The organism is Streptomyces sp. NPDC002265 (assembly GCF_040296125.1).
In the GTDB taxonomy this organism is placed as follows: Bacteria; Actinomycetota; Actinomycetes; order Streptomycetales; family Streptomycetaceae; genus Streptomyces.
In genome coordinates this window covers 39131-47343 of sequence record NZ_JBEOWS010000029.1, presented here as the reverse complement: position 1 = coordinate 47343, position 8213 = coordinate 39131, and the positions used below count along the sequence as shown (strand labels likewise).

The window sequence follows — 8213 nt, the reverse complement described above, 5'->3', positions numbered from 1 at the left end:
GAAACGACTCGGGTCAGGGCGGCACGGCTCGGTGCGCAGCGGACGCGCGTCCTGGTGCCGGACGGGCGTCAGCTCTTGGTACGGAACTTGTGGATCGCGATCGGCGCCATCACCAGGGTGAGCGCCAGCGACCAGCCGAGCGTCACCCACAGGCCGTGCGCGACCGGGCCGCCCACCATCAGCCCGCGTGCCGCGTCCGCGAGGGAGGACAGCGGGTTGTACTCGGTGAAGTTCTGCAGCCAGCCCGGCATCGACCTGGTCGGCGCGAAGATCGACGAGCCGAACTGGAGCGGCATCAGCACCAGGAAGCCCATCGCCTGCACGGACTGCGCGCTCTTCATGATCACGCCGAGGGTGAGGAACACCCACATCAGGGCGGAGCCGAATATCGCCGACAGGCCCACGGAGGCGAACAGACCGGGCCAGTTGGTGATGTCGAAGCCGACCAGGACACCGACGACCATGAGGACCGCGGTCGCGATCAGCATCCGCATCACCTCGACGGCGATCTTGGCGAACAGCACCGAGCCGCGTCCGATCGGCAGGGACCGGAACCGGTCCATGACACCGGAGTTGAAGTCGGTGTTGAAGCCGGTGCCCACACCCTGGGCCATGTTCATGCCCATCATGGCCATCAGGCCGGGCACGACGTACTGCACGTACGCCTGCTGTCCGCCGCCGAGCGACTGCCCGATGGAGCCGCCGAAGACGTAGACGAACAGCAGCGTGAAGATGACCGGGAACAGGATCGCGTCGAACATCGACTCCGGGTCCTGGCGGATCCACAGCAGGTTGCGGCGGATCAGCGCGCCGGTGTGGCGCAGATGGGCGCGCAGCGTGATCGGCGCGTCGGCCTGGAGGGCGGTCGGGGGCAGAGTGGTGGCGCTCATACGGCGACCTCCTCGCGGTCTTCGGCGGGCGTGGCGTCCTGCGGGGCACTGGCGCGGTGGCCGGTCAGCGACAGGAACACCTCGTCCAGGCTGGGCAGTTCGGTGCTGATGGAGGAGATCGTGATCCCGCGTGCGGTGACCGCGCCTACCACGGCGGTCAGCTGCTCGTCGCTCAGGATCGGTACGAGCAGATCGCCGTTCTGGGTGTCGACGGTCGTCGCGGCGAGCCCGGTGATGCCCAGCTCGTCGAGCATCCCGGCGAGCGGGCGCAGCTCCAGCGGGTCGAGCGGCCGTACGCGCAGGGTGCGTCCGCCCACCCGGGCCTTGAGCTCGTCGATGGCGCCGCCGGCGATGACCTTGCCGCGGTCGACGACGGTCAGCTCGGTGGCGAGCTGCTCCGCCTCCTCCATGTACTGGGTGGTCAGCAGGACGGTGACGCCGTCGCCGACCATGGTCTTGACCTCGGTCCACACCTCGTTGCGGGTGCGCGGGTCGAGCCCGGTGGTCGGCTCGTCCAGGTAGAGGACGGCCGGCCGGCCGATCATGGAGGCCGCGAGGTCCAGCCGGCGGCGCATACCGCCGGAGTACGTGCCCGCCGGCCGCTTGGCCGCCTCGGTGAGCGAGAACCGCTCGAGCAGCTCGTCGGCGCGGGCGCGGGCGTCCTTGCGGGACAGGTCGAGCAGGCGGCCGATCAGGTAGAGGTTCTCCCAGCCGGGGAGCTTCTCGTCCACGGAGGCGTACTGGCCGGTCAGTCCGATCACCCGGCGCAGCTGCCGCGGCTGCCGTACGACGTCGTAGCCGGCGACGACGGCGTGTCCGGCGTCGGGGGCGGTGAGCGTGGACAGGATGCGGACGAGGGTGGTCTTCCCGGCGCCGTTCGGCCCGAGCACCCCCATCACGGTGCCCTCCCGCACGTCCAGGTCGACGCCGTCCAGCGCCTTGGTCTCCCCGAAGTGCTTCACCAGCCCCCGGACGGTGACGGCGGCGCCTCCGCCGTGGGGGTTCTTGTCGATTCGCGTCATGCAGACGACGGTGCCAGCCCCGACCGACAAACCACCGACACCCGGCCTACAGCCGCCGACATTCCACCGACAGTCGCCGACACTCGAACGACAGTCGCCGACAGTCGTTATCGATACGGGCGGGATTCACCGGCGGTCGTCATCGGTACGGCCGGGGGTTGCCGGCCCGTGCAAAAGGCGCAGCCCCGCCGACGGGGGAAGATCGGCGGGGCTGCGTGGTGCGGCAGTGGCTCAGTGGACGGAGTGCTCCTCCAGCGGGAAGGTCCCGCCGACGACGTCCTCGGCGAACGCCTTCGCCGCGTTGCCCATGACCTCGCGCAGGTCGGCGTACTTCTTGACGAACTTCGGCACCCGGCCGCCGGTCAGCCCCATCATGTCCGTCCACACCAGCACCTGGGCGTCCGTCTCGGGGCCCGCGCCGATACCGACCGTCGGGATGTGCAGGACCCGGGTCACCTCGGCCGCCAGCTCCGCCGGGACCAGCTCCAGCACGACCGCGAACGCGCCCGCGTCCTGGACGGCCTTGGCGTCGCGCAGCAGCTGCTGGGCGGCCTCCTCGCCGCGGCCCTGGACCCGGTAGCCCATGGCGTTGACGGACTGGGGGGTGAGGCCGATGTGGGCCATCACCGGGATGCCGGACTCCACGAGGAGCCGGATCTGCTCGTGGGACCTCTCGCCGCCCTCCAGCTTGACGGCGCCGACCCCCGCCTCCTTGACCAGCCGGGTGGCCGAGCGCAGCGCCTGGACCGGGCCCTCCTGGTAGGAACCGAAGGGGAGGTCGCCGACGATGAGGGCCCGCCGGGTGCCGCGCACGACCGCGGCCGACAGCACGGTCATCTCGTCGAGGGTGACGGGGACGGTGGTCTCGTAACCGAGGTGGCAGTTGCCCGCGGAGTCGCCGACGAGCATGACCGGGATCCCGGCCTCGTCGAAGACGGACGCGGTCATCGCGTCGTACGCGGTGAGCATGGGCCACTTCTCGCCGCGTTCCTTGGCGAGGGCGATGTCGCGGACGGTGACACGGCGGGTGCCCTTGCCCCCGTACAGTGCGTTGCTGCCGCCTGAAGGCGTTGTCTGGGCAGCCGAGAGCTGCGTCATGGGAACGAACTCCTTATGTCATCTCGAGGCACCCTCACGGTGTCCCCGGACCGCATCCATGGTGGCACCTCGTGCCGGTGAGGGCCAGGGCACCCCGCGTGACATTCCCCGCGCGTAAGGTCTCGGTAAAGGATTTCCGATACGAGACGGTCTCGTATCGGAAAGAATCTAGGCTCGTCCCCATGACTACTCCTGCCGTCCCTGCCTCCCGGATACCGGAAGAGGTGCACCGGCGCCGCTGGGCGATCCTCGGCGTGCTGATGCTCAGCCTGCTGATCGTCGTCCTCGACAACTCCATCCTGAACGTCGCCATCAAGACGATCTCGACCCCCGCCCCGACCGGTCTGGGCGCGACGCAGAGCGAGCTGGAGTGGGCGATCAACGCCTACACGCTCGTCTTCGCGGGTCTGCTCTTCACCGCGGGTCTGCTCGGCGACCGGCTCGGCCGCAAGCTGGTCCTGCTCGGCGGGCTCGCCGTCTTCGGCATCGGCTCGGCGCTCGCCGCCGAGTCCGGCTCGCCGACCGAGCTGATCGTCTTCCGCGCGGTGATGGGTCTGGGCGCCGCCTTCGTGATGCCCGCGACCCTCGCCGTCCTCATGAACGTCTTCGAGCGCGACGAGCAGCCGAAGGCCATCGGCATCTGGGCCGGCGGCGTCGGCCTCGCCATCGCCATCGGCCCGATCACCGGCGGTCTGCTGCTCGACCACTTCTGGTGGGGCTCCGTCTTCCTCATCAACGTGCCCATCGTGCTGCTCGCGATCGCGCTGATGGTGTGGCTGGTGCCGGACTCCCGCGACCCCAACCCCGGCCGCATCGACCCCGCCGGCGTGGTCCTGTCCGTCGTCGGCCTGGTCCTGCTCGTCTACGGCATCATCAAGGGCGGCCAGCTCGCCGACTTCACCGATGCCACCGTGCTGGCGACCATCGCCGCGGGTCTCGCCGTCCTCGCCCTCTTCGTGGTGGTCGAGAAGCGCAGCGACCACCCGTCCATCGACATCACGTACTTCCAGAACAAGGTCTTCTCGGCCGCGATCGCGGTCATCGCGCTGGTCTTCTTCGCCCTGATGGGCGTGACCTTCTTCTCCGTCTTCTACACCCAGAGCGTGCGCGGCTACTCGCCGCTCCAGACCGGCCTGCTGATGCTGCCGCTCGCCGCCGCCCAGATGATCTTCGCGCCGCGGGCCCGGCTGGTCGTCGACCGCTTCGGCGTCAAGGCCACGACCACCGGCGGCATGCTCCTGATCGCCGCGACGCTCGCCGCGTTCGCCTCGTTCGAGAAGGACACCCCGATCTGGCTGCTGGAGGTCGTCTTCTTCCTCATGGGCACCGGCATGGCGCACATCATGACGCCGACCAGCGTCGTGATCATGCAGGCGCTGCCCCGTGAGAAGGCCGGCTCCGCCTCCGCGCTGAGCAACACCTTCCGGCAGGTCGGCGGCGCGCTCGGCATCGCCGTCCTCGGTTCGGTCCTGTCGGCGTCCTACCGCAGCGGCGTCGAGGACAGCCTCGGCGCGCTGCCGGCCGGGCTGCGCGACACCGCGGGCGAGTCCATCGAGGCCACGCTGGGCATCGCCGCCAAGCTGGGCGCCCGGGGCCAGGCCCTGGTCAAGCCCGCCGACGACGCGTTCCTGCACGCGATGCACGTCACCGCGCTGTGCGGCTCCGTCATCGCCCTAGTCGGCGCCGTCGTGGTCGCGGTGTTCCTGCCGGGCCGGCCCAAGGCCGGTCAGCAGGGCGAGCCGGAGCCGGAGCTGGTGGTGGCCGCGGAGTAGAAAGGCGTCGGGAGGGGGAGCAGACCCGGGGGGCGGGGGATCACGGAGAATTCACCCCAGCGCAACGAAGGGACGGACGACAGTGAGCCTCGCCGACATCAACGCTTCGGGAGCACCCGTGAGGGGACGCCCCCGCAGCGAGGCCGTGGAGCGCGCCATCCTCGAAGGAGCGATGAAACTCCTGGAGGACGGCGTGCCCCTGGCGGAGCTCTCCATCGAGCGCATCGCCCGGACGGCCGGGGTCGGCAAGGCCACCATCTACCGTCGCTGGAGCGGCAAGGAGGAGCTGTTCGTCGACGTGCTGCGCGCCGCCGAGCCCCCCGACCCCGAACTCCCCGGCACCTCCATGCGCGACGACCTGATCGTCCTGCTGGAGTCGCTGCGCCTGCGCGGCCTGGCCAGCCGCTCCTCGGCGATCCTGCACAACGTCCACGTCCAGATGAAGAGCAGCCCGAAGCTCTGGGCCGTCTACGACAGCACGGTGATAGCGCCCCGGCGCCGGCTCGGCCTGGAGATCCTGCGCCGCGGCCAGCGCAACGGCGAACTGCGCGCCGACGTCGACGTGGAGCTGGCCAACGACATCTTCGTGGGCCCGCTCCTCGTCCGGTCCGTCATGCGGCCGGACAGCGACCTCCCCGAGGACCTCGCGGAGCGGGTGGTCGACACCCTGCTGGAGGGACTGCGCCCGGCCGGCTCGTCCGTCTCCTAGGCGCTGTGCCCACCGCCCGAATGTGCGCGTTTCGTCACAGACCGCTCGCCCCGGTCCGCAAGCGGAACTCCCGGTGCCGCCACGGACGTCCTCGTGCCCGTACGGCCGTCATGGGGCGGCGGGGATCGGAGCCGATCATCCCCTAGGGTCATAGGGACGTAGGGGACGACGGTGTGCTGGCGGGTAGTGAGGCGACGGTATGGCGCAGCAGGCGTATGTGACGGAGACGGACGACGGTGTCTCGGAAGACGAGCGTCCGGGCTCCCGGCTCCGCCGCCTGACGGGGCGTCTGCTCGGCGGCTGGCGCGGCGACCCGCGGATCTGGCGGCGCGGCATCGTCCTCGCGGCGATCGCGCTGCTGCTGGCCCTGGTGATGCTGCTGCACTCGCGGATCCCGAACACCGTCGGCAACCTCGGCTCCCTCACGGAGACCTTCCTGCCCTGGTGCGGCCTGCTCGTGCCGGTGCTGCTGGTGCTGGCGCTGGTGCGCAGGTCGGCGACCGCGCTGATCGCGGTGCTGCTGCCGGCGATCGTGTGGCTGAACCTGTTCGGGGGGCTGCTCACGGACAAGGCGGGCACCGGCGGGGACCTCGTGGTGGCCACCCACAACGTCAACGCCGACAATGCCGACCCCTCGGGCACCGCCCGCGCCGTCGCCGCGTCCGGCGCGGACGTCCTGGCCCTGGAGGAGCTGAAGGCGTCCGAGGTCGGGACCTACGAGAAGGCGCTGGCCCCGACGTACGCGTACCACTCGGTGCAGGGCACGGTCGGGCTGTGGAGCAAGTACCCGCTCTCGTCCGTCGCGGCCGTCGACATCAAGCTGGGCTGGACCCGGGCGATGCGGGCGACCGTGGCGACCCCGGCCGGCGACGTCGCCGTCTACGTCGCCCATATGCCGTCGGTGCGGGTGAAGATGAACGCCGGGTTCACCGCCCGCGAGCGCGACAAGAGCGCCGACGCGCTCGGCGAGGCCATCGCCGACGAGCGGCTCGACCGGAAGATCCTGCTCGGCGACCTGAACGGCACCATGAACGACCGCGCCCTGAACGCCGTCACCTCCCAGATGCGCTCCACTCAGGGCGCGGCGGGCAGCGGCTTCGGGTTCAGCTGGCCGGCGTCGTTCCCGATGGCGCGGATCGACCAGATCATGGTGCAGGGCGTCGACCCGGTGAGCTCGTGGACGCTGCCGGCCACCGGCAGCGACCATCTGCCGGTCGCCGCGCGGGTGGACCTCGCCACGAGCGGCTCCTGACAGGGCTGCTCCGAGCCGCCCCTGAAGGGCCGTCACGGCCGCCGCGAGCGGTCTCCTGAGCCACCGAGTGCGGTTTCCGAGGCCGCCCCGCACGGTTCCCGGGGCCGCCGCGACCCTTCGTAACCTCGTCTTCATCCTGAGGAATACCGGACGCGCGAGACTTTGTTCCGTCATTGAACATAAGATGGACGCAACTTCGTTCGGAAAGGCTCCTCATGCCCCTGGCCCTGCTCGCCCTCGCTGTCGGCGCCTTCGGCATCGGTACGACCGAGTTCGTGATGATGGGGCTGCTCCCCGACGTCGCGGACGACCTGCGCATCTCCATACCCGGCGCCGGACATCTCGTCTCCGCCTACGCCCTCGGTGTCGTCGTCGGCGCCCCCCTGCTGGCCGCGGCCACCGCGCGGCTGTCCCGCCGCCGGGTCCTCATCGCCCTGATGGCCCTGTTCGTGGCCGGCAACGCCCTCTCCGCCCTCGCCCCCGACTACGACTGGCTGCTGGCCGCCCGCTTCCTCAGCGGCCTTCCGCACGGCGCCTTCTTCGGCGTCGGCGCGGTCGTCGCGACGGGCCTGGTCGCCCCGGATCGCAAGGCCCGCTCGGTCTCGCTGATGTTCCTCGGACTGACCGTCGCCAACGTCGCGGGCGTCCCGGTCGCCACCCTCATGGGCCAGCACCTGGGCTGGCGTGCCACCTTCCTCGGCGTCAGCGCGATCGGCCTCGCGGCGATCGTCGCGCTGGCGCTGCTGATCCCGCACGAGCGCACCCACACCCCCGCGAGCGGGCTGCGCGGCGAACTGGCCGCGCTGCGGTCGCTGCCGGTGTGGCTGGCGCTCGGCACCACGGTCGCGGGCTTCGGCGCGCTGTTCGCCGCGTACAGCTACATCACCCCGATGCTCACCGGCGCCGCCGGGTACGCCGACTCCAGCGTGACGCTGCTGCTGGCCCTGTTCGGCGTGGGCGCCACCGTGGGCAACCTGCTCGGCGGACGCCTCGCGGACCACGCCATGCGCCGTACCCTCTTCGGCGGTCTGGTCTCGCTGGCCGTCGTCCTGGCGGTCTTCCCGCTGCTGATGCGCACCGGGTGGAGCGCGGGACTCGCGGTCGTCCTGCTCGGCGTCGCCGCGTTCGTCACCGGCTCGCCGCTCCAGCTGATGGTCATGGAGAAGGCGTCGGCGGCCCCGTCCCTGGCCTCCTCCGCCAACCAGGCCGCGTTCAACCTGGCCAACGCGGGCGGCGCGTGGATCGGCGGCCTGGCCCTGGCCGCCGGCTTCGGCGTGACGTCACCGGCCCTCGCGGGCGCGGGTCTCGCGCTGCTCGGCCTCGCGGTGGCGGCCGTCGCCCACCTGGTGGACGTCCGGCGCGCGGCCCCGGCGGCCGGGCGGGAGCGCGTCGTCGCCACCCACCTGCTCGACCGCCCCGGCGCCCTGCACCACTGAGCGGGCGGCGCCCCGCACCACCGGAACCGGCCCC

7 protein-coding genes are annotated in these 8213 nt (G+C 71.2%); 4 read left to right on the top strand and 3 right to left on the bottom strand.

The window, feature by feature from the left end; genetic code table 11:
- Nucleotides 1-68 precede the first annotated feature (68 nt).
- From ABT085_RS08105 to panB, 3 genes are all read right to left on the bottom strand, one after another.
- A complete protein-coding gene (locus ABT085_RS08105; protein ID WP_351603441.1) occupies nt 69-890 on the bottom strand; it encodes an ABC transporter permease in 822 nt (273 codons plus the stop codon).
- Nucleotides 887-1912, bottom strand: a complete 1026-nt coding sequence (locus ABT085_RS08100) for an ATP-binding cassette domain-containing protein (RefSeq protein ID WP_351603439.1) — start codon at nt 1910-1912, stop codon at nt 887-889. The genes ABT085_RS08105 and ABT085_RS08100 overlap by 4 nt, the downstream gene beginning before the upstream one ends.
- A 231-nt stretch (nt 1913-2143) precedes the next feature.
- Nucleotides 2144-3010: a 3-methyl-2-oxobutanoate hydroxymethyltransferase gene (gene panB, locus ABT085_RS08095; protein WP_152885677.1), complete on the bottom strand. Its 867-nt coding sequence runs from the start codon at nt 3008-3010 to the stop codon at nt 2144-2146.
- A 182-nt stretch (nt 3011-3192) separates the two neighbouring features.
- Between panB and ABT085_RS08090 the strand changes: the two genes are divergently transcribed.
- The 4 genes from ABT085_RS08090 (at nt 3193) to ABT085_RS08075 (ending at nt 8179) form a co-directional block, all read left to right on the top strand.
- Complete coding sequence (locus tag ABT085_RS08090) at nt 3193-4782, top strand: MFS transporter (RefSeq protein WP_351603436.1); 1590 nt, start codon at nt 3193-3195, stop codon at nt 4780-4782.
- Between the two features lie 82 nt (nt 4783-4864).
- Nucleotides 4865-5491: a TetR/AcrR family transcriptional regulator gene (locus tag ABT085_RS08085; protein ID WP_351603434.1), complete on the top strand. Its 627-nt coding sequence runs from the start codon at nt 4865-4867 to the stop codon at nt 5489-5491.
- Nucleotides 5492-5690: 199 nt separating this feature from the next.
- A complete protein-coding gene (locus ABT085_RS08080; RefSeq protein WP_351603432.1) occupies nt 5691-6743 on the top strand; it encodes an endonuclease/exonuclease/phosphatase family protein in 1053 nt (350 codons plus the stop codon).
- A 215-nt stretch (nt 6744-6958) separates the two neighbouring features.
- Nucleotides 6959-8179 (top strand): MFS transporter, encoded by a 1221-nt coding sequence (locus ABT085_RS08075; RefSeq protein ID WP_351603430.1) that lies wholly within the window; start codon nt 6959-6961, stop codon nt 8177-8179.
- Nucleotides 8180-8213: the final 34 nt, after the last annotated feature.